This is a genomic window from Sporosarcina beigongshangi (assembly GCF_033485195.1).
Classification (GTDB): Bacteria; Bacillota; Bacilli; order Bacillales_A; family Planococcaceae; genus Sporosarcina; species Sporosarcina beigongshangi.
This window is the reverse complement of record NZ_JAWLIR010000013.1, coordinates 1-25,140: the sequence shown is the minus strand read 5'-3', so window position 1 is coordinate 25,140 and position 25,140 is coordinate 1. Positions and strand designations below refer to the sequence as shown.

The window sequence follows — 25,140 nt, the reverse complement described above, 5'->3', positions numbered from 1 at the left end:
CGAGTAATATGTACTGATTAAGATTATAACGTCTGTTGATTAGCTAGTTATTTCCAATAAAATCATAGAAAAAAGACACTTTTTCTGATACGATGTTAAGCGACTAAACCAACATCCGTACACAAGAAAAGTGTCCTCCTTCGCCGAATACAAGAGCCTAATTCTAATGTACTTGGTGAGGTAAAGTACCAAGTAGACACCAACAATCACGCACCATCCATCGTTATTGCGACGTCACTTTTAGTGATAACGATGGATACACAATTCGACAAAACGGATGATTAGACAGCCTCATGACTATTCAATGAAAAGTATTACGTTAGCTTTACAGGCTGGCCTGTTTTAATGGATTGATAGCAAGCCTCTAGTACTCGCATATTATTGATTGTAGATTGCCCGGTAATTGCAGGTTCTGTATTATTTAGTATAGCTGAGGAAAAATGCTCTACCTCCAAACGATAAATATCTCCAGATACTTTTTCTTCTCTGATCATTCCATTTCCTTGTATCAGAATAGAGCCTATACCGCCATTCACATCTGGACGGAATGCAAAAGGTACCTTAATCGTCCCTTTTGTCCCAACAATCTCGTACTCATTTCTTGCGGTCATGTCAAAACTACAATCGAAAATAGCTGTCAAACCATTATCGAGCTTTAAATAACTATACACGCTTATATCAATCCCTGATTCTGGTTCTATTGCGGCAATGGCTTGTACTTCAATAGGTTCCGCTCCTGTTATATGGCGAATTACTTCTATTGAATAACAACCCACATCGTATAAGCTACCCCCACCCATATCTTTGTCCATTCTAATGTCATTGTTACGATTTTTTAAATAAAAAGAATGGCTGGATCTAATCAGTTTAGTATCCCCGATTTCTCCGGAAGCTATAATTTCTTTCACACGTGCATGTTGTGGATGAAATTGGTACATGAATCCTTCCATAAACTTCACATTATGCTCTGAGCAAATTTGTACCATTTCAGCGGCCTCAGCGGCTGTTAATGCCGCTGGTTTCTCACAAAGTATATGCTTGCCCTGCTTAGCAGCTTGTAATACCCATTCCTTATGCAAATGATTAGGGAGGGGTATATATACCGCATCGATATCCGGATCATTCAATAGCTGTTCGTAACTTTCATAGGCTTTAGGTATATGTAAAGCCGATGCAACTGCATGGACTTTACTTCCCCGGCTTGCAATGGCGACAACTTCCGCATTTTCTGCTCGAAAAATGGCTGGAATCACTTGTGTTTGGGCAATGTTTGCTGTACTTAATACTCCCCAACGAACTTTTTTCATCGTTATACTCCCTTTATTCTTTATTTTCTAAATGGCTTTAACTCCTCATTTATTGTTCTTGTTTGCGCATAAACCTTTGTATAAATAGCAAATAACTCTTTATACTTTTCTACATTTTCTTTAATGGGTTCATATGATTTAGTTGTTTCAAGAAATACATCAGCACATTGACTTAGTGATTCAAACCAGCCACATCCATATGCCGCAAGCATAGCTGCCCCCATTCCAGGACCTTGCTCGCTAGATAACTTTAGTATTTTCGCATTAAAAATATCAGCTTGCATTTGCAACCATGTGTCATTTTTTGCACCACCACCAATAGAAATGATAGTGTCTATTTTTTTACCACTTTCTCTAAAGATATGAATCGATTCATTCAAAGAAAAAGTAATTCCCTCAAGTACCGCCCGAACAAAATCCTTTTTCGTGTGGGCAGATTCCATCCCTACAAAACTAGCTCGGATACTAGAGTCAGCATGCGGAGTTCTTTCTCCTACTAAATAAGGAGTGAAGATCAAGCCATTCGCACCAACAGGTATATGTTCAATACCATCTAACAGCTCAGTAAAATCTTCGTTCTCTGCGAAGGTATGCTTGAACCATTCCAAACTATGCCCCGCCGACAAAGTAACCCCCATCGTATAAAAGGCATCCTCTTTTCCATGATTAAAATAGTGAACCTTGCCATCGAAATCACGATTTCTTTGTTCTTCATAGGACAAAATCACACCGGATGTTCCAATGCTACATAATGTTTTTTCTTCCGATAAAATTCCTGAACCAATAGCACCACAGGCGTTATCTGCACCACCGGCAAACACTTTTGTTGAATGGTAGAGCCCTGTTGTATGTGCAAATTCCGCTGTAATCGTTCCTATATAACCATGTGATTCTACTAAAGGCGGACAAATTGATTGTTCTATATCAAAAAGGTTGCATATCTCATGACTCCACACTTTTTCACTAACATCTAATAATAAGGTTCCTGCTGCATCTGAGTACTCACTATGTATTTTTCCAGTCAAACGATAGCGTAAATAATCTTTAGGAAGCATGAAGAAAGCAATTTGTTCAAAGATTTCTGGTTCATGTTCCTTCACCCATAATATTTTTGGCAAAGTGAAGCCTTCCAAAGCTGGATTTTTCGTAATATTCAGCAGCTTTTCTCTACCAACAACCTCATAGATTTCTTGGCATTGCTTTGTTGTACGCGTATCGTTCCACAAAATAGCATTCCGTAATAATTCATTCTTTTGATTCACTACTACAAGTCCGTGCATTTGACCGGAAAAGCTAATTCCTTCAATATCTTGTGGATTCCCTTCAAATTGTTGTACAAGTTCCACAAGTGCTTCCGAAGTTTTTGCATACCATTCTTCCGGATTCTGCTCACTATAGCCTGATTTCTCCTGGATAAGTGGATAAGATTTTGAGATTTCCTGACATACTTCTCCTCTTTTATTCGTCAATAAAACCTTCACAGCACTTGTACCTAAATCAATCCCAATCACATATTTCATATTTTCTCCCTCATTTATGTTTGATAAAAAAGACATACTAGAAACCTCTAATCCGCTTCTAGTATGTCTTACTGTAATACAATCGTTACTCAGACGTTACTGATAGTAAATATTGATTTATTGTTGCTTTTAGACGCTCTGCCCGCCCAGAAGTATTCTGGATTTCTCCTAGTTGCATTGCATAATCTTCTAGCTTACGGAAGTTTGTTGTTCCCTCCACAATTTCCTTACCGATACCATGATTAAAACTGTCATAACGCTCATCAATAAATCCGTCTAATACGTTATCATCAATTAGTTTTTGCGCCACTTTTAGTCCTACTGCAAAACTATCCATCCCTGCAATATGTGCATGGAATAGGTCTTCTTGTTCGAACGATCCTCTTCTAACTTTTGCATCGAAGTTCAAGCCGCCGCGACCTAGTCCGCCATTTTTCAGGATTTCATACATCGCTAAAGTAGTAGAGTATAGATCCGTTGGGAATTCATCTGTATCCCAGCCAAGTAATGTATCCCCTTGGTTTGCATCTACTGATCCTAACATGCCATTAATACGTGCGAAGTGTAGTTCGTGTTCAAATGTATGACCCGCTAAAGTAGCATGGTTCGCTTCAATATTAAATTTGAAATGATTTTGTAGATCGTATGATTGTAAAAATGCTAAACCTGTCGCAACATCAAAATCATACTGATGCTTCGATGGCTCTTTCGGTTTTGGTTCAATTAAGAACTGACCATCATATCCAATTTCCTTCGCATAATCGACAGCCATATGGAAAAACCGTCCCAGATTATCAAGTTCAAGCTTCATATTCGTGTTTAACAGGGTTTCGTAGCCTTCACGCCCCCCCCAGAATACATAGTTTTCTGACCCTAGTTCTTTGGCAACTTCCAAGCCTTTTTTCACCTTTGCAGCTGAATAGGCAAATACATCAGCATTGACGGCCGTTGCAGCTCCATGTACAAAACGGGGATGTGAAAACATATTGGCTGTATTCCATAAAAGCTTTGTCTTACTTGTAGTCATATAGTCTTTAGTCATTGCGACAATTTCATCTAAATTCTTATTTGTTTCTTGAAGAGTTGCTCCTTCTGGTGAAATATCAATATCATGGAAGCAAAAGAATGGTACATTTAATTTCTCGAAAAACTCAAATCCAGCTTCGACACGGGCTTTAGCTAAATCCATGCCTTTAAATTTATCCCATGAACGAATCATATTGCCAGCACCAAATGGATCTGATCCGTCCATTGTAAATGTATGCCAATAAGCAACACCGAATCGTAGTATCTCTTCCATTGTCTTGCCGGCTACTTTTTCTTCCGGATTATAGAATTTAAATGCTAGTGGATTTGTGGATTTATGTCCTTCAAATTTAATGTGATTAATGTTTTCAAAATATGTCATGCTCAATTCCTCCAGATGTTTTATGTTTTACAATTCTTTAAATCTATCGATTACTTTTTACTAGCTATGTCACTCCAGACAGCGATGATTAGAATTAATCCCTTGACGATATATTGCCAGAAGGTTTCGATATTCATCATACTCATACCGTTGTCAATGCTGGCCATGATTAATGCACCAATGAGAGCACCGACAACTTTTCCTTTACCACCCATTAGACTAGTTCCACCTATAACACAGGCTGCAATTGCATCAAGTTCGTACATATTTCCTGCGCTTACGGTGGCCGCATTTAATCTACTGGTTAAAATCACACCTGCAACTCCAGATAATGCACCCATTGATATGAAAACCCATAGTGTATTACGCTTAATATTGATACCTGAAAGGGCTGCTGCTTCTGGGTTTCCACCAATGGCATAAACGTATCTCCCGAATGAGGTTTTATTTGAAATAAAGATGAAAATGGCTGCCAATAAAACAACAAGTAATATAGGCGTTGGAATTCCTTGATAGCGATTCAACATATACGTAGCTAACAAGATGAAAAACGAGTAAACGCCAACCTTGCCATAGTCAATTACTGGTGCTGGTAGCAATAATTCTAATTTTTTTCTTTTCGACCGATTCCAGACTGTCCAAAATATCAACAAGCCAATACTGGCTATTGCCAAAATATAACCTAAGGTAAAAGGAAAATAACTATTACTGATTGCCTTAAAGCTATCATTCAGCGGCGCAATTGTTTGCCCTTTACTCAGTCCAATCAATATGCCACGGAAAATCAACATCCCACCAAGCGTTACGATAAATGCTGGAACTGCCCTGTAGGCAACCCACCACCCTTGCCAAACACCGAAAAGTGCACCTACGGCAATTGCCGCAACAACGACAGTAAACGTATTCCATTCGTACCAAACATGTAATATCGCTGCAACGCCACCCGTCAGACCCACTAATGAACCAACGGATAAATCAATATGCCCGGCTACGATAACCAAAGTCATACCAATAGCTAGCACTGCAATGATAGACATTTGGGAAAATAAGTTGGAAATATTTCGTGACGATAAAAATTCTCCACCAGTGAAAAAACCAAAGATAACAGCAATTAGCACCAGTGCAATAATCAATGTGTAGGCTTGCATATCTAACTTAAAACTTAAACCTCTTTTTTCCTTAATCTCTGGATTAACCGTGGACTGTGTTTTCACGATTTCTTCCCTCCTGTTGCACATGTCATTATTTTCTCCTGAGTTGCTTCATCCCTTAGGAATTCCCCTGTTATTTTCCCTTCTGCCATCACAATAATTCGATCAGACATGCCTAAAACTTCGGGTAATTCAGATGAAACAATCACGATACCTACTCCCTGATTGGCAAGTTCGTTGATTATTTTATAAATCTCATACTTTGCCCCGACATCAATTCCCCTTGTCGGTTCGTCAAGTATCAAAATCTTAGGGTCATTTAATAACCATTTACTCAAGACAACCTTTTGCTGATTTCCACCACTGAGTTGACCAACCAACGCTTCCAAGTTAGGCGCCTTCAAGTTCATTTTGTATGTAATATCCCCCGCTGTTTTAACTTCCAAAGCATTATCAATTACCTTTAATTTCATCATCTTATTTAAAGCCGCTAATGTTGTGTTCTTAGTAATATCCATTCCTAAAACTAAACCATAGCGCTTTCTATCCTCGGAAACGTATGCCAATCCTTCTCGAATAGCATCCGCTGGGTTTTTAATATTTGTTTCTTTTCCATCAATTAAAACACTTCCTGTTTGGTTACCTTTTAGTCCACCAAACAAACTCATAAATAATTCCGTTCTTCCAGCACCCATCAGGCCAGAAAAGCCAAGAATCTCACCTTTTTTTACAGCAAATGAGGTATCAACGATTACTTTTTTCCCTACATGATCAGTAACTGAATAATTTTTTACTTCTAGTATATTTTCAGAACTAATTGGGCGGGCTTCATAAGGGAAAAGCTCGGTCAATTCGCGTCCTACCATCTTTGTAATAATGAGCTCCTCTGTTAAGTCGGCAATTTTGTCGGTACTAATTGTTTGCCCATCTCTTAAAATCGTTACGGAATCCGCTAGTGCCATCACTTCATTGAGCTTATGAGAAATATAGATGCAAGTGACCCCTTCAGCACGTAGATCGTGGAGAAGTTTCATTAAAATATCAACATCACTTTCTGTTAATGCGGCGGTAGGCTCATCCAATATGAGAATTTCTGTTTTCTGCGTCAATGCCTTTGCAATTTCAATAATTTGCTGTTTACCCACTGTTAGTTGCCCGACTTTTGTTTGCGGGTCAACATCTAATCCAATATGATCTAACCATTTTTGGGCTTCTGCATAGATTTTATTCCAATCAATGATTTTCGCTCTCATTAAGTCATGACTTAAGAATAGGTTTTCGGCAACTGACATTTCTTCTACTAATGCAAGTTCTTGATAAATGATTCCAACACCAGCATTTTGCGATTCTTTGATTGATTTAAATGCTACATTTTTACCGCTTATTATAATATCTCCGTCGTATGATCCGTGTGGATAAACCCCGCTTAAAACTTTCATTAAAGTGGATTTACCTGCACCATTTTCACCGCATAAAGCATGAATTTCGCCTTTACGAACTGAAAAAGTAACATTATCTAGCGCACGTACACCGGGAAACTCTTTCGTAATTGCCCTCATTTGAAGTGCGTAATTTTCCATTTTGGATTCCCTCCCCTAAAATAGATAAATTTAGAGGGGGATAGTATCCCCCTCCTAAAATTCTACTTATGGGCGTGCTGGACGCTCATTTTCTGGTACATTTTTATAAACATTATCGTATGAATGGAAGTCGTCTTTTATTAGCGTATCGATAATATTTTCCTTACCTACTTTAATCGGATCTAGCTTAATGAAAGGTACATCTAACTTGCCATTGTTTACAGTTGAATCTGATGTAACCGCTTCACCTTTTGCCAATTGTACAGCTACTTCTGCGCTCTTAATTGCTATGGCTTTGATTGGCTTATACACTGTCATTGTTTGTGTACCTTCTGCAATACGTTGAACTGCTGCTAAATCGGCATCTTGACCCGAGATAACGACTTTGCCAGCTAGGCCTTGAGCATCCAATGCCTGGATTGCCCCTCCGGCTGTACTATCATTAGAAGCAACAATTGCATCAATATCATTTTTATTTGCTGTTAATGCATTTTCCATAATCTTCAATGCTTCATTTGCATCCCAGCCCTTCGCCCATTGATCACCGATAATTGTAATATCGCCTTTATCAACAAGAGGCTGAATAATATTCATTTGACCTTCTCTAAACATCTTCGCGTTATTATCTGTTGGAGAACCACCCATTAGGAAGTACTTTCCTGTCGGTACTTTCTCTACTAAGTATTCAGCCTGCATCTCACCGACTCGTACATTATCAAAAGATACGTAGGCATCGATATCTGAACCGTTCACTAGACGATCATATGCTAATACAGGAATTCCTTCTTCCTTTGCTTTTTCAACAGCCGGAGATAGGGCATCTGAGTTAATTGCGATGATAACCAATACATCAATGTCTTGGGATAGCATATTCTGAATTTGTGATAATTGCTTTGCTTCGTCGCCATTTGCTGACTGTACGATTACTTCTGCCCCAAGTTCTTCCGCTCTCCCAACAAAAAAGTCGCGGTCATGTTGCCAACGTTCTAGTGATAAGTCTGATACTGAAAGACCGATTTTAATTTTCCCCTCTGACTTTTCCCCGGCATCTGCATTGCTTGTACTGCCGACTTTTGAATCAACCTCTTTACTCGTACCTGCATCCTGACCACATGCTGCCAACAAAAACATCATTAGCAATAAAACAACAACTGATTGTAAGCCCTTCCATTTCATCATAATAGAATACTCCCTTTCCTCTGAATTGTTGTAAATCTTAGTACATTTAAATCTTAACACTACAAACTTAGTTTGTCCATACAATAAACAAAGTTTTGTAGTACAATATTTCTAACAGCTACAATTGTTAATAAAACGTGGAGGTTGCAAAAGAATGAGACAAACAACTTGGAATCAACATATCGTCAAGAAAAAGAATAAAGAAATTGTTCTGCAAGCCATTATTAAGCTAGCTCCTTTATCACGTGCGGAAATTGCACAACAATCTGGCTTAAATAAAGCTACGGTTTCTTCCTTAGTAAGTGAACTCATAGATGACGAGCTTATTTATGAATCAGGAATCGGAGAATCCAGTGGTGGCAGACGCCCTGTCATACTGCTCTTTAACGAACAAGCCGGATATTCAATCGGGGTTGATATAGGTGTTAATTATACTTTAGGTGTTGTTACTGATTTAGTGGGTAACGTTATTTATGAAGTGAGTCAAACGGTTGATACTAATCTTTCATCAGATCAACAAATTCAACTTGTAATAGATACAGTTCACATCCTAATCAAGCATGTACCTGAAAGTAGATATGGTGTCATAGGTATTGGAGTTGGTGTACCTGGAATTGTTGATAATGAAGGCAAGGTATTATTGGCACCTAATTTACGATGGAAAGATGTAGACTTGTTACAAATTCTTGAAGCAGAATTCAACTACCCTATTCTTGTTGAAAATGAGGCGAATGCTGGTGCCTACGGAGAAAAAAAATTTGGTGCCGGACAAAAAAGCAACAACTTAATCTACGTAAGTGCTGGAATTGGAATTGGAGTAGGAATCATTTTAAATGGAGAATTATATCGCGGCATTAACGGTTTCTCGGGAGAGAGTGGCCATATGACCATTTTGAGGAATGGGCGCAAATGTAATTGTGGAAGTAGCGGATGCTGGGAAGCCTATGCATCTGAATATGCACTATTAAAGCAAGCAAAAGAAATCGACCATTTATCTGAAGTAAACCTTGAACAATTAATTGAACTAGCCAACAATAATGATAAAGATGCGTTAAAATTGTTCCAAGAAATTGGTTGTAATATGAGTACAGGAATTACGAACTTAACAAAAACGTTTAATCCTCAGCTTATTATTATTGGCAATAGATTAGCAAAAGCAGAAAAGTGGATTAAAGAACCCATCATAACAACAGCAAAACAAGAACTATTGCCCTTTCATAAAGTAGATCTGAATATTATTTTCTCCGAGTTATCCCACTACTCAGCAGCACTCGGAGTGTCGGCTTTTACAATCGAAGAATTTCTTAAGATTGACCATAATGAGTGAATAAAGTATTGAGTTTCTAATCGTTTTGGTACTAGTTGCTACACGTGTTGAGAAGTGATGGGACTTGCTGTTCTGTCAGCAAGATTGAAGGATGAACTGGCTGAAATCAAGAAATTTTCACTTGGTAAAAGGAGTAATGTAACGGCATATTATCAGAAGTAGGCAGAGCAAATTAAAAATGAGTATGTGAGACTTCCAATTCAAGGCTGCCTGATGGTATTTTAGAAAAAGAACTCGGCAAAAAATTTACAAGAGTACTTGAAGATACTGGCGTTTTCAAAGAACAGATGGCATTTAAACGAATTATTCAGACATTAAATTAGCAGGAGGAAAAATAATGAAGATGGAAATAACGGATATTTCCGGAAAGTGGATGAAATATACATTAGTAAACGAACAAGGTATGTCTGTATCTGTACTGAACTATGGTGGAATCATTACAGAAATACTTGTTCCTGATCGAAATGGGAAAATAGAAAATGTAGTGCTCGGATTTAAAAATTACGTCGACTACGAATCCAACCAGAACTATTTTGGTGCATTAATCGGCCGTGTTGCTGGAAGAATCCAGGGAGGTTCATTCGAACTTAATGGGAAAACTTACGAGTTGGAAAAAAACAACAAAGACAATCATCTACACGGAGGTTCATCTGGATTCCACCAGGCTATTTGGGATGTAAAACCTTTTCAAACCGTTAATACTATTGGATTGATGTTGACTTACAAAAGTTCAGATGGAGAAGGTGGATATCCTGGTAATCTAGATGTTACTGTCACCTACAAACTGAATAATAATAATCAGTTCATTATTGATTACTCGGCAACCAGTGATCAGCCAACTCCATTGACATTGACAAACCATTCTTATTTTAATTTAAGCGGTGATTTAAAAAAAACGGTCCATCATCATTATGTAACAATAGATAGTGAACAATTTATTGAACTCGATGAAGAACTCATTCCCACTGGAAAGTTAATAAATGTTGCTGGTACTTCCTTTGACTATCGTAATGGTCAACTATTGGGTAATGGGCTTAAAGATGATTCTGTGCAAAATAAAATTGCAGGAAATGGCCATGATCATTACTTTATTTTTAATCAGGGGAAGAAAAACGCTGTTGTTGTCAGAGATACTGATTCTGGGCGTATAATGCGGTTAAAAACGAATCAACCCGGAATGGTTATGTATACTTCCAATACTATGGAAGATGGAATGGAATTGAAAGAAAACTTTTCTAAGAAGTACCTTGGTGTGTGCTTTGAAACGCAGAGTTCTCCGGCATCATTACATCATAATGGTTTTCCAAGTGTTGTTTTGAATGCAGGGGAGCAGTATAAAAAGCAGACAGTATTTTCTTTTGGAGTTGAAGTGTAACTAGAATTTTGCCGATATTTCCGCGAAATGACAAAAGCCATCCAATTAAGGGATGGCTTATAATTGTAAAGATGCCTGTCACTCACACAAGGTGAAGAAATTGTAATTCCTGATCATGTCGAATACGTTTATCTACGTGCTGAAGTGAAAACAACTAGTTACCAGTATTCCTATTCGTTCGATGGGGAGAATTGGACGCTGATTCCTGTTAAATTTGAATCCTGCAAGTTGTCCGATGATTATATCGAAGGCGGTGGTTTCTTTACGGGCGCATTCGTCGGTATGCAGTGTCAAGATACATCGGGTCAAAATCTACACGCTGATTTCGATTATTTTGTTTATAAAAAAGAAAACAATTAACTGATTTAGCTGCAAACAAACATAACAACCTATCAACAAAAGAATCCATTTTGAGTATGCTTAATCAAAATGGATTCTTTTTTGAACGTCTTCCATCGAAAGGAAGGTAACGGAACATATGGTGCTTGCGTAATTCCCCCCGTATCACAAATTAGTTTCAATCACCATCAGTACAGTATCCAAATCTATTCCGGTCAGCTTCGCAATCATTTCGGCGGCAATTTGTTGAGAATGCATATTTAATACAATTTCCCGATCCCGTTTGGCAATACCTAGTTCTAAGCCTTCTTTTTTCCCTCTTTCTAAACCTTCTTTTTTCCCTCTTTCTAAACCTTCTTTCTTCCCTATTTCTAGTCCTTCAGCTAGTCCAGCCTTCTCCCGATCAATTTCTCGCTGAAGCTGCCCTCTGAGTTGAAAATCTCTGTATTCGGCAATTCTGCGTGTGGCAGGATCTTCGCTAAGTCGTTGAATTTCTTCGAACGCTTCTTTCATTGTTGGACTTTCCATAGCCAACGCCTCCTTTAGTTGTTTATTGCCTTTTAAAAACAACAGCCATTTTTCAAGTGCATCTGTCTCTTGCAATTCGGCTACACTCAACTTACGCAGCTCCAAAACATGTATTTCCATATGGTCCGTAAACAGCGTTCTACTCTCGGGATCTATTAATTGAAACATACTATGAAAATGATTTTTCGGCAACCATTTGAAATTGGTAATAATGATCTGAATCGCCTTATTAAGTCCCGTATACGACTGACCTACTTTATCTTGACTCGTATACATTTTCGCCCAGTACATGAGCATGCGCTCCGCAAATGCCTCGTGATCTTGCAGCTGAATTTCTACATTAATTTGTTCACCCGTATGCGTCACGACCCGAATATCCATCACCGATAGTTTATCATCAGGATGTTTAATCGAGATGCTGGGGTCCGTTAAAGCAACAGAAGAAATCGTATCATGTAAAATGGCATTTAAGAAGCTAAGCAATAGCTTATTATTCCGTGGATTGCCGAAAAAACTTTTAAAAACAACATCATTACGCATATCCAACAAGTCCTGTTCATATGTCTCATTTTGTTCACGGACAACTGCAATCATACAAAACACCTTCCATTCTTTTTCCTTATATTATAAAACGTACGTTCGTTAAAGTCGAGTGTTTTGATTGAATATTCTTACACCCAAACAAACACATTGCTTTCAAAGACAGGATGGTGGAAAATAGTTCTGTGCATTATACTAAAGAAATGAGTAAAGGATAGTGCACTGTTTTATACGCAGCAACAGGAGGAGAAAAAATGAGTAACGAACAAAATTTTTGGCTTGATTTACCGAAGCCGTTTTTTATATTAGCACCTATGGAGGATGTCACGGACGTTGTGTTTCGCCACGTCATCAGTGAAGCAGCATCGCCTGACGTATTTTTCACGGAATTTACAAATACAGAAAGTTATTGCCACCCTAATGGAAGAGAAAGTGTACGTGGCCGTTTGACATTCACAGAGGATGAGCAACCGATTGTCGCGCATATTTGGGGCAATAAACCCGCATTTTTCGAACAAATGAGTATTGATATGAAAAAACTAGGGTTTAAAGGGATCGATTTAAACATGGGATGCCCCGTGCAAAACGTCGCCGCGAATGGGAAAGGTGCTGGACTTATCCAACATCCTGAAGTTGCAGCGGAAATTATTCAAGCAGCAAAAGCAGGCGGCTTGCCAGTGAGTGTTAAAACAAGATTGGGGTACACAAATCTTGACGAGTGGCGCGATTGGTTAGGACATATATTAAAACAAGATATTGCGAACCTTTCCATTCACCTTCGTACAAAAAAAGAGATGAGCAAGGTAGATGCGCACTGGGAACTAATCCCTGAAATCAAAAAATTACGCGATGAAATTGCTCCAAATACCCTGTTAACCATTAATGGCGATATTCCTGATCGCGCAACAGGACTAAAATTAGTCGAGCAATACGGCGTCGATGGCGTCATGATTGGACGCGGTGTTTTCACCAATCCATTCGCTTTTGAAAAAGAGCCGAAAGAACATAGCGTGAAGGAATTTCTAAAATTACTGCTCTTACAGCTGGATCTGCACGATAAATATTCAACAGAAGCTGAACCTCGTCCATTTAAGCCGCTCCATCGCTTTTTCAAAATCTATATTCGCGGATTTAGAGGCGCAGGCGAATTAAGGAATCAATTAATGGAGACAAAATCAACAGATGAAGTACGCCAGTTAGTGCAACCACTTTTGGAAATGGAATTAGACTAAGCCAAACAAAATTTAAACGAAGAGAGGAAGTTAACGATGAAGAACGTAACTCCATTTTTAATGTTTCAAGGCGGTGTTGCAGAAGAAGCTATGAATTACTACACATCCCTTATCGAGGATTCAGAAATTAAAAGCATAGCTCGATACGGGGCTGATGGTCCCGGTAAAGAAGGGACTGTTATACAAGCTGTATTTTCGCTAAAGGGGCAGGAGTTCATGTGCATCGACAGCCATGTTGACCATGCGTTTGCGTTCACCCCATCTTTCTCGATTTTTTTGACGTGCGATACCGAAGAGGAAATTGACAGCCTATATGAAAAGATGATGGAAAATGGCACAGCACTTATGCCTATCAATAACTATGGGTTCAGCAAGAAATTCGGCTGGCTGAACGACAAATTCGGCGTATCCTGGCAGTTAAACTTACCAGAGTAATTTGGTTGCAAATTGTGGAGCTACATCATATTCCTTAAAAATATCAGCAAACAGCGCTTTACCGCTTGAACAGCAATATTGAAGGCTATGAGTAAATTGGATACACCTTTCAAAAAAATATTTTGAAATAAAAAAGTTGCGCAGTCATTCAAGCAAGTGAATTCAAGGTTGAACTTTCACACTTAGCTGAATGACTATACATATCCTGGAGCGACAACTACTTAAACGAGGAGCTATGACAATGCAAAAGCTCTATTTTGAACCGGCATGGGACAAAACAATTGCCCCTATTGATCGTGAAAAAATCACTCTTCAATTTCAGCTCCAAGCAAAACAGCTACAAGGCGGCGTTCATTTGTCATTTTTATGGGACGCTCGTAATCATAAAGGTGAACAGCTGATTACCGTACTCATTCACAACTTTGAGGATACAAATCTTCGCTTACACAACACAGTCATTTCATATTATGAACTTGGGAAACAACTGGCCAATGCTACGTTTAGTTTACCTTGTGAAGTTGCTGGAAATACTTCGATGCCATGGACGTTTATATTTTCGGAAGTGAATGATACGAATGTAGATCCTGAGTATGTGATTTGGAATTGATGTGAAATAAAGGCGTAAAACGGGGCTACCCAGAAAGTCAGTGAAAAATGACTTTCTGCGACAGCCCCGTTCTTTGAATGGATCGATTCTTATAGAAAAATCGTTCATGTTTACTCTTAATTTTAGCCTTTCACCCAATTAGAAGTAACAGGAACACCAGCATCCACGAGCAAATTCATCACTGGACACCTTTTCTCAACTTTCTCCTTCAATTGTTGAATGCGATCCTCTGTTTCTTCTGTTTTGATAGTGACATCAAAGTCGACCGATTGAAAATGTGGTGAGACCCCTTCTACGCCCATTAATCCTTGCAAATCTAGTGAGCCTTCATTGACGAACTCAACTGCTTCATAGGAAAATTGAAGCTCTTTTGCAATGATTGCAATCATGACAGAAGTGCAGCTTGATAACCCCGCTAATACAAATTCAACTGGATTCGGCCCTTCATCTGTTCCACCTAAACTCTTCGGCTCATCGACAACAAAAGGCTCAAAGTGACGAACGGAAATCTCCGTCTTAACTCCTTCTTTCCAAACTCCACTTGTTTCTACTTTTAATAATTGACTTGTTGACATCTTAACCCTCTCCATTCCTAGTAAACTAATATGTTTTATTGAATATAACAGCAATATACTGAATATGCAATCTATTTCTTTAATTTTGCAACTTTTTTATAAGAAAATAGTAAGGCCAGTAAGTGCGGAGATGAGAGCCGTAGGTTAGTAATCAAAATAAAACAGGGCTGCCCAGAAAGTCAGTGACAATTGACTTTCTGGGCAGCCCCTTCGAAAAGAGCTTATTATTTTACGAAAATGCGATATCTTATTCGACACAGCCACACTCTTATAGCACGTGATTTCTGAAAGTACAAGGCAATTTATTGCGATTATTCTCCCGGGACATTCACTTGGAAGGTAACGCCGAACTTGTCCTTGACTTGCCCATACAAGGGGCTCCAATCCGTCTTCTGAAGAGGCATAATGACTTGTCCACCGACTTGCAAATGTCCATGCATAACGCGATTCTTCATATCATCCGACAACGGATAATTCGGGTCCTCCGGCATATCTCCGAACTTCGTGATCCCTATTACTTTCCCACCCAGCGCTTTCTCGTAAAAATGGATTGCCTCTTTCGTGTTACCATCAAAAATCAAATACGGATTCAAACTAATCGACATTATTCAACAGCTCCTTAGCTCCATTTTTGCAATGCATAAGTGATTTCCAAGCGGCAGTAACCACCACCATTATTACCTATAAATACATTTCACACACAAGAACATACGTTTGTCAATATGTACTTAATTGAAAACTTAGTGTTGGATTCCTGCGCACCACTCACTTAAATGACTAAAGCAACATCCGCAAAAACTGTTCAAAATTCACGCCCGCCTTGCTTGGAACTTGCTCTTTCGATGTAGCTTCGATCGCAGCGGCTAAAAACGTCTCTGCAAGCTTCATCGACTCTACTAAATCCTGCCCGCGCATCATCCCACCCATGATGACAGATGCAAACAAATCACCTGTTCCCGAATAGCTCTCGCCATTATAATCACGGATACTCGTAAATGAACGATCTGCATCGACAAACATATTACCTACATAACGCTTATCTAGAACTGCTGGTGGCGGATTCAAACCAGTAATAATGACGTTCGCACCAGTCGTCTGCTGTAACTGGTGGCCCGCCTCCCCTAGTGTCTGCATATAATCTGATTCGTCTTGATAGCTCTGTAGCTTCTCAAACGACAAACCTGTAAGCAAGCAGCACTCTGTAACATTTGGCGTAACAATGTCTGCACTCTTCACGAGTTCCTTCATACGATCCAGCAAATCGCCCGTAAACATTTTATACACTTCGCCCATATCCCCCATCACCGGATCGACAAGCAGTGTCGTTTCATCTGAGTAGAACACGTTTAAAAATTGAAATATATTATTGATTTGCTCTTGTCCCGTCACAAAGCCCGTGTGAATGCCATCAAAGGTAGCCCCCAGCTTTCTCCATTCATCCACAAAGAAGTCCATTTTTGACGTTAAATCCTCACAATAAAAGCTCGAATATCCTGTTTGCGCCGTAAAAATCGCGGTTGGCAACGGCACTGCTTGAGCACCCATCACTGACAGCACAGGTATTGCAGCCGTTAACGAGCATTTTCCAAAGGATGACATATCTTGGATTACTGCAACTTTCTTCATCGTACTCTCCACCTACCTAATCCTCACTTGTATTCTCTTCATCCTATCATAAGTAGGCAACCGCAGAAATACACCAGCTTCCAGTAGTTATTTTTATAGGAAATCAATCTGACCTCTAACAATTTTACTAAATTGACACTTTTACAATGGTCAGCCATTTGCTAAAGTTAAAACTATCAAAGAATTCATTATAGTGAGGATGATCAACATGCAAAATATTCAAAATCAACCCTATACAAAAACGCGCAGTAAAACGTTTGATTTAGTCATTACCGCAATTTTAGCTGCACTTATTTTCGTCGCCACAATGATCAATATTAAGCTACCCATCGGGCAAGGTGGACTGATTCACTTAGGGACATCCATGCTGTTCATGGCAGCTATTTTATTCGGACCTAAAAAAGGGGCACTTGCCGGCGCAATCGGGATGGGCTTATTCGATATCTTAGGTGGCTGGGCAATTTGGGCGCCAACGACCATTATCTCCCGCTTATTACAAGGACTCATCGTCGGGAAAATTGCTTGGTCGAAGGGACATCGAGGCGATAATGTTGGACTAAACATTTTAGCAGCCGTTTTGTCAATGCCAGTGATGATGGTAGTTTACTATATTGGGCAAGGCATCATGTACAATAACTGGATTGCACCAATGGCATCCGTTCCAGGTGACATTATCCAAAACATTGTCGGTTTACTAATTGCGATTCCGGTATGTATCATGTTGAAAAAAACGCCTTATTTCAAAAGGAAGTTTTGATACGTAATAGGCGAGTATGGAGAGAACAAAAATGTTAAAAGCAATCTTTCATTTACCATCAAATGAAAGATTGCTTTTTTATAGAAGCGTCTGTTTACAGTTTACCCATGGAAAAATGTTTTCATTTCCAAGGTAGGAGTTTATTTTCAAGCCACTGAAGCAGTCGGTTAAACGTTAAACCAAGCAGTGACAAGACTAATACGCCTACCATAAGCTTCGTTGTAATCATTAAGTTCCCATAGTGTAAAACCATGGAACCGATCCCGTTTTGAGCTGCAATCATTTCTGCCGCTACTAGTAATAGAAGGGACGTTCCTGCCGCAAGCTTTAAGCCAGCAAAAATCATAGGTAATGCACCTGGCAAAATGACTTTTCGGATGACGTTAAAATGATTGGAGCCAAAGGTCACCGCGGCTTTTATCAGTATTTGATCAACGCTTTTAACACCTGAAAATGTGTTAATGACTACTGGGAAAAAGACCCCTAATGCAATAATCGTTACTTTTGACAATTCACCAATGCCCAACCAAAGGACGAAAAGTGGTAGCAGGGCAATCTTTGGAATCGGGTAGATGGCATAGACAACCGGCGTTCCGATTGCATCCGCCCATTTGGAGAAGCCTAAAATAAGCCCAACTAAAATACCGACAACTGATCCAATCAGATAGCCAACCCCTATCCGGTAAAGACTGGGACCAAGGTTTCGAGTAATTTCACCACTGATGAGCATATCCCATCCTGTCACGACAATAGCCGTCGGTGCAGGTAAGAAAAGTGGTGAAACGATTTTCGTGCTACAAATAACTTCCCATAAAACGAGCAAACCGATTAACCCTAGTACGGAAGCATATAACGGGACTTTTTTCTCAAGAAATGCGACACGATTCGTAATCATTTGTTTATGTACAGCCATCCCATTATCACTCCTTTAGTGCTTCGACAGCGTCATTACGAATGAGCTGCCAGATATCATCAGCATACCGTTCAAATTGTTCCCTATGCTGCTCTTCGCCTCTACCCATTTTCGGTAAATCAATATCGATAATACTTTTGATTCGGCCGGGGTGTCTGGACAAAACGATGACCCGATCAGCCAAATACACAGCTTCTTGAATATTGTGCGTCACGTAAAGTGTACTGAGCTGCGTGCGGTTCCAAATGGTTAACAGCTCTTCTTGCATCAATGTTCTTGTTTGGGCATCTAAAGCAGAAAACGGCTCATCCATTAGCAGTAAATCTGGCTCAACCGCAAGTGCCCTACCAATACCAACTCGTTGTTTCATGCCCCCAGACAATTGTTTTGGATAAGCATCTTTGAAATCCGTTAAACCAACCATATCGATATAAAAATCAGCCTTCTCTTTTAGCTCCTGTTTACTAACCTTCTTCTCCTCTAAACCGTAAATCACATTTTGGTACACCGTGCGCCAAGGGAGTAGGGCAATTTCTTGAAAAACAATCGCCAAATTCGGCTCCTTATCCATCATGCCTTCGAAATACACAGAACCACTTGAAGGTGACAAGAGTCCACCAACAATATTCAATAATGTTGATTTACCGCAGCCACTTGGCCCCACTAAAACAACAAATTCTTTTTCATTAATCGAGAAGTTAATATCTTCAAGTGCCGTCACTTCTTCTTTTTTCGCAGACGTGAATTTTTTACCTACATTTTCAATGACAATCTTCATTTACTTCACTTCCCTAATTGTTTCAATGCTTCTTCAAGTAAGTCTCCATTGACAATCTCCGTTGAATTAATTGAGCTCTCAATTAATTGCTGCTTAGCATACCAGTCAATTTGCGTTTGGATGTCTGAAGCAAGTAATTTCCCATCACGATCCATGTAAGGAAGTCCTTTTTTAATCAATTCCTCTTCTTGGTCCGTGTATTTTGCAATGATTTGTACAACCTCTTCATAGTTCTCGCCTGGCACAATTTCACCATCGACTTTGTTGAGCACAGCGTCATAGTAGTAGCGAGTCGCTTTTGCATAAGCTTTCAAGAACTTTGTCGCTGCGTCCGTATTAGCCGCAAAATCTTTCGAGAAAAAGATTCCCGACGTTTGATATTCGATTTCCTCTCCTACATGAGAAATCACTTTTCCATATCCTTCACTTACTACTCGAGAAACATTTGGTTCATTCAATAAAATGGCATCCACTTGCTTGCTCTGTAATGTTTCCATAAGGCCTGGAATACTATTTAGCGGAACGAGCTCCACATCATCCGTCGTTAAACCATGAACCTCCAACAGTCTACCCGCCATATAATGATAAGTTGACCCGGTTTGTGTAATCCCAATCTTTTTTCCCTTTAAGTCTTCGATGGCTGCTACAGCAGAGTCGTTCGGGACTAATACAGCTGAAGAAGAATAACCTTCCTGCTCTCTTCCTTTATCCGCAACGATGACTAACTCTTCTCCGCTAGCCACCATATTGTATAAGCTCGCCGTAATACCAGTCGCGCCCACTTGGACATCCCCACCTGCCGTTGCAACTGATATCGGTTGCGCCGCTTCAAACCATTTCGCTTTAGCATCTAGGCCTTCCTCTTCAAAGAACCCCTTTTCAAGTGCGATAAATAAAGGTGCGGAACTCGTCAATTTCAACATTCCAATTTCAACTGCTGTTTGTTCAGCGGATGTAGCATCTGTGTCTTTCCCACAGCCGGCTAGTCCAAATGCTAATAAAAGGACTGAAATAAGTGTAATGATCATTCTTTTTGTCATATCATGTTCCCCCTAATTTTTGATATAATTGCCACTACGAATGCGGCTGGATCTAGGTAAAATGGGTATAGAAAAAGCCCCTACCATCCCTTGGAAAGGGACGAAGGAGCTCTCCGCGTTACCACCCTAAATTGACGAACCGATTTTAGACCGCTCATCCACTTCATTAGCAATTGAGTAAATCAGATGGCGTACTTCATACATATTGTTGCCTGAATTCACACTTACCATTCAGTCTCTGGTTGCTGCTCACAATATGATTACTGGACCATCTCTCAACTATATTTAATTTTTTTAGTAGTTTTCATTATCTTTTGCGCAAAAGTAATTGTTTTGAATATTACTGATGTTCAAACTAGAAGTCAAGCTTTTTATTTTTATATTGCTACTTGCATACGAAGAAATTCGATTAAATCTCCATTCCTACCTCAGCAAAAGTAGCCATATATGCCATCATACTGACGGCTGCATCTATAATCGGAAACGCTAAAGCTGCTCCTGAACCTTCACCGAGGCACATGTCCATCGTTAACATCGGTTCGATTCCTAGCAGTTCATTGGCCAGTCGCGCGCCCGGTTCGAGGGAAGCGTGAGAAGCGATGAAATAGTCCTTCGCTTTCGGCTCAATGGCTATTGCGATTAAGGCAGCTACTGTAGAAATATAGCCATCTATAACGACAGGAATTCGATTGGCTGCAGCCCCAAGCATTACCCCTGCCATACCGCCAATTTCCAGCCCTCCAACCTTAGCAAGAACATCGATCCCATCAGTCGGCTTCGGCTTATTCAACTCAATAGCTTTTCGAATGACTGCTACTTTATGCTCAATTCCTCCTTCACCAACTCCCGCGCCTCTCCCCGTAATTTCCAAAAGATCACAATTGCCCAAAACTGACAAAATAGCGGTACTAGGCGTCGTATTCCCAATCCCCATCTCACCCGTTCCCAGCAAATTAGCGCCCTTTTTCGCTTCCTGATTGGCCATTTCAATCCCAACCTCTAGCGATTTAACCGCCTCTTCTCTTGTCATCGCAGGACCTTTCACCATATTATCTGTCCCATGTTTTATCTTTCTATTGAACACACCAGCATCCTCTGGAATGTCACCTTTAATCCCAATATCTACTGCAATCACTTTCGCCCCAGAAACCCGACTTATGGCACATACACCTGGTAATCCTTTTGCAAAAAGTAACGTTTGTGCCCATGTGATTTCTTGTGGATTACCGGAAATCCCTTCTTCATAAACGCCATGATCCGCCGCCATCGTAATAATCGTTTTCTGATCAACTACAGGATAAAGCTTCCCCGTAATTCCAGACAATTGAATAGCAATATCCTCTAATCTTCCTAAGCTTTTAGGTGGCTTAATCAAGCTATCTACCCGCTCTCTCGCCTTTTCCATCATTACTTCATCCAATCCTTCAATCCTTTGAATCGTTTCCTCTAACAGTCGCATTTTTCATTCTCCTTTTCAAAAAAATAAAAGCCTGCAGTTTATTTACATAGTAAATAAACTACAGACTTTTCCATCGTCTATAAATAATAAGCAAATAGGCAGGTCTCCTGGCTCAGGGTCATCGTTTTATTTACCTTCCCAGAATCACTTCCAGTGGCATTCCAAATAAAACATCCCTTTACAGTGGCGGGTCCGCTGAAGACTTTCACTTCATTCCCTATTCTCCCCTAAGGGCACCTACTGCTTTTATTTAACTTTCTATTACGTTTATCATATAGGAGAATGCTGACAAATTCAATTGAGAATGTAATGAGTGTTCTAATCATATTGAAAAATAGGAGTCATTCGAATAAACACGATTGAATGATATCCTTACCAGATGATTGTTCTTGTTAAAAGAAAAACAATCAGGCACCCAGGTCGCTTAAGCAACTTGGATGCCTGATCAATAAAACATTTTTATTCTTCGTCAAAAATAGCTACTAGGCGGCCTTTAACTTCATGATTTTTCAGCTTTTCAATACCTTTATCAACTTCTTCAAATGGAATTGTAATAAGGTTTGGACTCATTTTACCTGTAGCAAAGCAATCATACACACCTTTTAAGTCTTCTACTGATCCACCATTACTGCCCAAAAGTTTAATTTCTTTTGTAATCATTAAGTACGTATTAATCGTAGATTCCAATTTACCCATACCCACAATTACGACTGTTCCTTGTACTTTTACAGCTTCTAGTGAGTCAGAAGTTGTTTGTCCAAATCCAGCAAAGTCAACAATAACATCACATTCTGCTTCTTTCATATCTAGAATTGTGTCATAAACTTTAGTAGCTCCTAATTCTTCAGCAAGTTTTCGAGCCTCTGGAGAAACGTCTGTTGCATATACTTCGCAACCTTTAATGAGTGCCATTTGTAAGGCAAATTGACCAAGTCCACCGATACCAACAATGCCTAACTTCGTACCTTCTTTTGCTTGTCCAATACTAAACAGAGCACGATAAGCTGTGATTCCTGCATCTGTAGAGGCTGCACCTTCTACAAAGGAAACACCTTCAGGAATGATTACGCATTGATGTTCAGGTACACGGACTTTTTCCGCATAACCACCATCATAGTTGTACCCAGCAGTTATTTTAGTTGCTCGGTCCATTGGGTTAACCCCAACACGGTCCCCAACTTTAATATTTTCAACACCTTCACCCACTTCAATAACAATCCCTGCAAACTCATGCCCCATAATAACAGGACCATTCGGGAATAGTGGCATCCAACCTGGATCTTCTAATGCTGCAACGTCCGAATGACATAGACCAGCAGCTTTCACATCAATAACAACTTGACCTGGGATTGCTTTCGGATCTTCTTTTTCAATCAATTCTAGCGGTTTATTCGTACCTGAAAATAGCCAACCTTTCACAACTATCGCCTCCAAATTGTTTTTTCTTTATCATATAAAAAACTCATTACAACTAACTTGAATTTAAAGTATCTTACAAATAAAACTTTACTCCTCGCCCTACTACTTGTCAATAAACTAGGATCTTTGTCGAAAAGGTGTCACTATCTGCCTGTGAAGTGGTCTAAGCATATTGAAAAAATAGCGTCCACCCCAAAAGTCACTTTCTTTCATGCAACTGTCGGTGTAACTGCCATACTTGTTCTGCAAGCCTCGGCACCGGACCATCTACTTCTATATCTCGAATAACTTCTTGAATAGGTAAATTGCGAACACGAGATGCCGGGACGCCCATTTCTTGTAGCCACTCAGCTAGTTGGGCAGAAGAACTCGCATACACAATACGGCCTAATCCCACCCAACCATGAGCTGCCGCACACATCGGACAATGCTCCCCAGATGTATAGACCGTCGCTTGACGTCTTTCTAAAGGTGTCATATTTTCAGCAGCCCAACGTGCGATAGCGAATTCAGGATGTTGGGTATGATCTCCGCCTGAAACACGATTATGATCTTCTTTCAGCACATCCCCGCTAGCTGAAACAAGAATCGAACCAAATGGCTCGTCTCCTATATGTAACGCATCCTTTGCAAGTTCTAGACAACGCTCTAAATGCTTGATGTCCGTCTTATTAATCATTGGGGCATCGCTCCTTTTGGGTTATCATTATATAATTTTTATGGACTTCACCATTTTTGGTATCAAGTTCTACAGTAGCTCAGATTTTGAATCGAACTTGCTCGATTCACTCCTTTGATTGATACATCTATCATACCGGAGCTGCCTAGCGTTTTATATGCGTTATTTGATTAAAGGCTTATATTATAGAATCTAAAAGAGTTCAAATAAACAACTTCTAAAATAGAATTTCAGTAAAACCAGACTCTTACTGACTGTCCCCATTTTATAACATCTTCAATATAAAAATCCTTCCAACGACACATCATATTCCATAAAAATATTCTCAAACAGCGTCTTATCAATCAATTTACGTAGGACACCATCGAAATAGCCTGCGATATTGCGAATCTCTTTACGCTTTGTCGCTCGTACCGCAATATGAAGAGCTTGCATGGCCAATTGTTCAAATAAATCCCCTTCGTTCTCGTACATGCTGAATTTCATCATACGTAAGGACTGTGCACGATAAATCCCGAACAATTGGCGTGCAGAAGAACTGTTACCAATCGTTGTGGACAATAGATCTTTTATTCCGTAGTAGGTGCTGGAGTCGGCTCCGCAGGATACGTATCTGTAAGAGTATTGTTCTTAATGTTTTTAGATTCAAAAGAAAAAGCTTCAGTTTCAGATAAAGTAGCCTCGTCCATACTGTCACAAGGGTTGTCCGCCATTGCCGGCGTGGTCAAAGTCGACTGGTCATCGAAGGGTAAAATAGTGTAAATGTTAGCGCCAAGTCCGTTCATAACAGGTCGAATATAATGGATACGCTCGATGATGCCGAGCTTTTCTAGCTTACGAATCGCACGACGAACGGTTACGTTGGACTTGCTGATTTTCTCTGCCATCGTGTCATGCTTTAAATGGGCAGCACCGTATTTTACCGAGTAACGGCGAATCATATCCAGTACGGCGCGATCTGTTGAATTCATTTCGTTCCAATTTTTGATAACATGACGGCGTGCTGCCTCGTCCATATCCTGTGTATTTGCGAAGTGTGCGTTCTCTTTTAAGTATGTTGTCATGGTGGTCATTCCCCTTTATTTTTTATATAGAGGGAAATGAGGAAATCGGATACACCTTTGAAAATTAATTTTCACTCTTCGTAGGGGTAACTCGACTACCTTTTTGGCCAACTCAACTACCTATCTAACGAACTGAACTACCTTTCACGAAAACTCGACTACCTCGGGGAAACTGGACTACCTTTTTGGCAAACTCAACTACCTATCTAACGAACTGAACTACCTTTCGCGAAAACTCGACTACCTCGGGGAAACTGGACTACCTTTTTGGCAAACTCAACTACCTATCTAACGAACTGAAC

Annotated in this window: 24 protein-coding genes, 1 pseudogene and 1 riboswitch; of the genes and pseudogenes, 7 read left to right on the top strand and 18 right to left on the bottom strand. The window is 39.8% G+C overall.

Annotated features, from left to right (window positions below):
- Positions 1 to 314: 314 nt before the first annotated feature.
- From R2B77_RS08430 to xylF, 6 genes are all read right to left on the bottom strand, one after another.
- Positions 315 to 1,307, bottom strand: coding sequence for a Gfo/Idh/MocA family protein (locus R2B77_RS08430; protein WP_203248080.1), 993 nt, complete (start codon positions 1,305 to 1,307; stop codon positions 315 to 317).
- Positions 1,308 to 1,327: 20 nt separating this feature from the next.
- Entirely contained in the window at positions 1,328 to 2,827 is a 1,500-nt protein-coding gene (gene xylB, locus R2B77_RS08425) for a xylulokinase (RefSeq protein ID WP_203248081.1), read from the bottom strand.
- An 85-nt stretch (positions 2,828 to 2,912) separates the two neighbouring features.
- Positions 2,913 to 4,235, bottom strand: a complete 1,323-nt coding sequence (gene xylA / locus R2B77_RS08420) for a xylose isomerase (RefSeq protein WP_203248082.1) — start codon at positions 4,233 to 4,235, stop codon at positions 2,913 to 2,915.
- A gap of 50 nt (positions 4,236 to 4,285) precedes the next feature.
- A complete protein-coding gene (locus R2B77_RS08415) occupies positions 4,286 to 5,449 on the bottom strand; it encodes a sugar ABC transporter permease (protein ID WP_203248083.1) in 1,164 nt (387 codons plus the stop codon).
- The gene (locus R2B77_RS08410) at positions 5,446 to 6,966 is read right to left on the bottom strand and encodes a xylose ABC transporter ATP-binding protein (RefSeq protein ID WP_203248084.1); all 1,521 of its coding nucleotides are present in this window, start codon (positions 6,964 to 6,966) and stop codon (positions 5,446 to 5,448) included. The genes R2B77_RS08415 and R2B77_RS08410 overlap by 4 nt, the downstream gene beginning before the upstream one ends.
- Before the next feature lie 66 nt (positions 6,967 to 7,032).
- Positions 7,033 to 8,145, bottom strand: a complete 1,113-nt coding sequence (gene xylF / locus R2B77_RS08405; RefSeq protein ID WP_203248085.1) for a D-xylose ABC transporter substrate-binding protein — start codon at positions 8,143 to 8,145, stop codon at positions 7,033 to 7,035.
- Positions 8,146 to 8,299: 154 nt separating this feature from the next.
- Between xylF and R2B77_RS08400 the strand changes: the two genes are divergently transcribed.
- The 3 genes and pseudogenes from R2B77_RS08400 to R2B77_RS08390 all read left to right on the top strand — a co-directional run.
- Positions 8,300 to 9,472: an ROK family protein gene (locus tag R2B77_RS08400; RefSeq protein ID WP_203248086.1), complete on the top strand. Its 1,173-nt coding sequence runs from the start codon at positions 8,300 to 8,302 to the stop codon at positions 9,470 to 9,472.
- Between the two features lie 337 nt (positions 9,473 to 9,809).
- Positions 9,810 to 10,847 (top strand): aldose epimerase family protein, encoded by a 1,038-nt coding sequence (locus tag R2B77_RS08395; RefSeq protein ID WP_203248087.1) that lies wholly within the window; start codon positions 9,810 to 9,812, stop codon positions 10,845 to 10,847.
- 87 nt (positions 10,848 to 10,934) lie between these two features.
- A pseudogene (locus R2B77_RS08390) lies at positions 10,935 to 11,207 on the top strand (beta-xylosidase family glycoside hydrolase); the annotation flags it as partial.
- A 144-nt stretch (positions 11,208 to 11,351) separates the two neighbouring features.
- On the opposite strand, the gene R2B77_RS08385 reads toward R2B77_RS08390, so the two are convergent.
- Positions 11,352 to 12,308: an Rpn family recombination-promoting nuclease/putative transposase gene (locus R2B77_RS08385; RefSeq protein WP_203248088.1), complete on the bottom strand. Its 957-nt coding sequence runs from the start codon at positions 12,306 to 12,308 to the stop codon at positions 11,352 to 11,354.
- 200 nt (positions 12,309 to 12,508) lie between these two features.
- Between R2B77_RS08385 and R2B77_RS08380 the strand changes: the two genes are divergently transcribed.
- The 3 genes from R2B77_RS08380 to R2B77_RS08370 all read left to right on the top strand — a co-directional run bounded on the left by R2B77_RS08380 (position 12,509) and on the right by R2B77_RS08370 (position 14,528).
- Complete coding sequence (locus R2B77_RS08380) at positions 12,509 to 13,486, top strand: tRNA dihydrouridine synthase (protein WP_203248089.1); 978 nt, start codon at positions 12,509 to 12,511, stop codon at positions 13,484 to 13,486.
- 36 nt (positions 13,487 to 13,522) lie between these two features.
- Complete coding sequence (locus tag R2B77_RS08375) at positions 13,523 to 13,921, top strand: VOC family protein (RefSeq protein ID WP_203248090.1); 399 nt, start codon at positions 13,523 to 13,525, stop codon at positions 13,919 to 13,921.
- A 241-nt stretch (positions 13,922 to 14,162) separates the two neighbouring features.
- Entirely contained in the window at positions 14,163 to 14,528 is a 366-nt protein-coding gene (locus tag R2B77_RS08370; protein ID WP_203248091.1) for an SLAP domain-containing protein, read from the top strand.
- A gap of 122 nt (positions 14,529 to 14,650) precedes the next feature.
- Here the strand turns inward: R2B77_RS08370 and R2B77_RS08365 are convergent, their stop codons facing one another.
- The 3 genes from R2B77_RS08365 to R2B77_RS08355 all read right to left on the bottom strand — a co-directional run bounded on the left by R2B77_RS08365 (position 14,651) and on the right by R2B77_RS08355 (position 16,729).
- A complete protein-coding gene (locus R2B77_RS08365) occupies positions 14,651 to 15,103 on the bottom strand; it encodes an OsmC family protein (protein ID WP_203248092.1) in 453 nt (150 codons plus the stop codon).
- Positions 15,104 to 15,414: 311 nt separating this feature from the next.
- Positions 15,415 to 15,708 carry a VOC family protein gene (locus R2B77_RS08360; RefSeq protein WP_203248093.1) on the bottom strand — a complete coding sequence of 98 codons (294 nt, stop codon included), beginning with the start codon at positions 15,706 to 15,708 and terminating at the stop codon, positions 15,415 to 15,417.
- A gap of 172 nt (positions 15,709 to 15,880) precedes the next feature.
- Entirely contained in the window at positions 15,881 to 16,729 is an 849-nt protein-coding gene (locus R2B77_RS08355; RefSeq protein ID WP_203248094.1) for a pyridoxamine kinase, read from the bottom strand.
- A 208-nt stretch (positions 16,730 to 16,937) separates the two neighbouring features.
- Between R2B77_RS08355 and R2B77_RS08350 the strand changes: the two genes are divergently transcribed.
- Positions 16,938 to 17,486 carry an ECF transporter S component gene (locus R2B77_RS08350; RefSeq protein WP_203248095.1) on the top strand — a complete coding sequence of 183 codons (549 nt, stop codon included), beginning with the start codon at positions 16,938 to 16,940 and terminating at the stop codon, positions 17,484 to 17,486.
- 121 nt (positions 17,487 to 17,607) lie between these two features.
- On the opposite strand, the gene R2B77_RS08345 is transcribed toward R2B77_RS08350, so the two are convergent.
- From R2B77_RS08345 to R2B77_RS08310, 8 genes are all read right to left on the bottom strand, one after another.
- On the bottom strand, positions 17,608 to 18,399 hold the full coding sequence (locus tag R2B77_RS08345; protein ID WP_203248096.1) for an ABC transporter permease: 792 nt from the start codon (positions 18,397 to 18,399) through the stop codon (positions 17,608 to 17,610).
- A 7-nt stretch (positions 18,400 to 18,406) separates the two neighbouring features.
- Positions 18,407 to 19,177, bottom strand: coding sequence for an ABC transporter ATP-binding protein (locus R2B77_RS08340; protein ID WP_203248097.1), 771 nt, complete (start codon positions 19,175 to 19,177; stop codon positions 18,407 to 18,409).
- A 5-nt stretch (positions 19,178 to 19,182) separates the two neighbouring features.
- Positions 19,183 to 20,217 carry an ABC transporter substrate-binding protein gene (locus R2B77_RS08335; protein ID WP_203248098.1) on the bottom strand — a complete coding sequence of 345 codons (1,035 nt, stop codon included), beginning with the start codon at positions 20,215 to 20,217 and terminating at the stop codon, positions 19,183 to 19,185.
- Between the two features lie 409 nt (positions 20,218 to 20,626).
- Complete coding sequence (gene cobT / locus R2B77_RS08330) at positions 20,627 to 21,676, bottom strand: nicotinate-nucleotide--dimethylbenzimidazole phosphoribosyltransferase (RefSeq protein ID WP_203248099.1); 1,050 nt, start codon at positions 21,674 to 21,676, stop codon at positions 20,627 to 20,629.
- An 80-nt stretch (positions 21,677 to 21,756) separates the two neighbouring features.
- Positions 21,757 to 21,932, bottom strand: a riboswitch (cobalamin riboswitch).
- A 203-nt stretch (positions 21,933 to 22,135) separates the two neighbouring features.
- On the bottom strand, positions 22,136 to 23,095 hold the full coding sequence (locus R2B77_RS08325) for a zinc-binding dehydrogenase (RefSeq protein WP_203248100.1): 960 nt from the start codon (positions 23,093 to 23,095) through the stop codon (positions 22,136 to 22,138).
- A 199-nt stretch (positions 23,096 to 23,294) separates the two neighbouring features.
- Positions 23,295 to 23,774, bottom strand: a complete 480-nt coding sequence (locus tag R2B77_RS08320) for a nucleoside deaminase (RefSeq protein WP_203248101.1) — start codon at positions 23,772 to 23,774, stop codon at positions 23,295 to 23,297.
- Between the two features lie 276 nt (positions 23,775 to 24,050).
- Complete coding sequence (locus R2B77_RS08315; RefSeq protein WP_203248102.1) at positions 24,051 to 24,335, bottom strand: hypothetical protein; 285 nt, start codon at positions 24,333 to 24,335, stop codon at positions 24,051 to 24,053.
- Positions 24,336 to 24,343: 8 nt separating this feature from the next.
- The gene (locus R2B77_RS08310; protein WP_203248103.1) at positions 24,344 to 24,838 is read right to left on the bottom strand and encodes a helix-turn-helix domain-containing protein; all 495 of its coding nucleotides are present in this window, start codon (positions 24,836 to 24,838) and stop codon (positions 24,344 to 24,346) included.
- Positions 24,839 to 25,140: the final 302 nt, after the last annotated feature.